The sequence below is a fragment of the Neobacillus sp. MER 74 genome, assembly GCF_023714155.1.
In genome coordinates, this window is record NZ_JAMAUV010000058.1 from 1 (window position 1) to 1,564 (window position 1,564).

Here is a 1,564-nt window from a genome sequence, read left to right on the forward strand (position 1 = left end):
TGAATGAATTTCATATTTCCAATCCCTTGTCTCTCAAGCGTTTCAAGGCATGAAAAAAGGAGTACCTCCCCAAATTCTTGTATAATGTAAGTGACCAAACAAACATTACATGAATAGAAAAGAGGTTGTCTCCCATGTCTATTATACGACAAGGAAGCCTGTTTGACATGCAGGATTTTTATGAATTAGAACCTTCTAAACGTTTTGAAGCAGTTTTTTCTACTCTTCACCTTGAACCATTATTATTTGCAGTTAATAAAAAGTCTGTTTACGGTGCACCAACAGAACTCAATTATCCTGCTATGATTTATGCACTTGTAGCTCGTATTCTGGAAAGAATACCAACAATTAAAGATTTGATTAAACGTCTGACTCAGGATTTTATGTTTCGTTTGGATTGTGGTTTTCTATTTTCGGATCGAATTCCGTCTGAAGCCTCCTTTTCTCGTCTTACTTCTAAATTAAGTGATTCAACTGCCTTTGAATTGGTTCAGGATTCATTACTCCTTCAAGCTATTCAAGAAGGGTTTGTTTGTGATGAGTCTGTGGCCATCGATGCGACTCATTTTGAGTCTAGAGACCGTTCCACTCCACAAGAAAAGAAGCCAAAGCAAGAACCAAAAAAGCGTGGACGCAAACCAAAGGCTGAACAAGAAGCCTTTAAATTAGAAGTACAAGAAAGAGAAAATCAAAAATCAATTTACGAAAAGACAATAGAAGCTCAATTGCCCATTAGCTTAGAGACTTTACGAACCGAGGCTCCGTTGGAGCCCAATTGGGGCATTAAGAAAAATAGTGAAGGTAAAAATACCTTTTGGTTCGGTTTCAAGGCACATCTAGCAGTGGGAACAAGCAGCCAGTATATCTTACAATCCATGATGACTTCTGCTAGTTTGAACGATGGAAAAGCAGCCATTCCTCTCCTTAAAGGGATCCAGGAAAGGCTTCCTGCGCTACACATTCGTTTCGGTCTTATGGACGCTGGTTATGACTATTTGCCAATCTATCAACAGCTTCTAAATATGAAAGCTTACGGAATCATCGCCTATAATAAGCGCAATGAAGGAGAAATGATTGGCTTTGATGAGCATTTTGCCCCGACATGCGTGAGAGAACATTCTTATCGATACGATAGTTATGATGAAAAAAATCGCTCATTGAAGTACGTAAGACCAAAAGAGTGTGAAACCTGCCCGCTATCCAATGACTCTCTATGCCAGAAGGTCTATAAGGTGAAGATTGATACCGATATTCGAAGATATTCAGCTCCAGGACGAGGTTCTGAAGCTTGGAAAAAACTTTATAAACAAAGAACTGCGGTTGAACGAGTGAATGCTTATTTAAAAGAGTTCTTCCAATTAAAAAATGTTCGATACCGAACTGGCAAAAAGGCAAAAGTTCATTTTGATTTAATTACTCTTGTGTACAACGCAACAAAACTGGCTGTAGATCGAATCAACAAGCAAATGAGAGAAATGAAATTGGCTGCCTAATTTTATAAAAAATTGCATTTGATAATTCGGTCAGCCTAATAATTCAAAAAAACAATTATGAAATTAACTCA

At 37.7% G+C, this 1,564-nt stretch carries 1 protein-coding gene; it reads left to right on the forward strand.

Features of this window, described 5'->3' with window-relative positions; genetic code table 11:
• Window positions 1-134: 134 nt before the first annotated feature.
• Window positions 135-1,493 carry a transposase gene (locus tag M3610_RS27385; RefSeq protein WP_251463618.1) on the forward strand — a complete coding sequence of 453 codons (1,359 nt, stop codon included), beginning with the start codon at window positions 135-137 and terminating at the stop codon, window positions 1,491-1,493.
• Window positions 1,494-1,564: the final 71 nt, after the last annotated feature.

What these genes read in the sequence shown, in the direction of transcription:
- M3610_RS27385 (WP_251463618.1), top strand. Translation starts at nt 135, where the DNA reads ATGTCTATTATACGACAAGGAAGCCTGTTTGACATGCAGGATTTTTAT.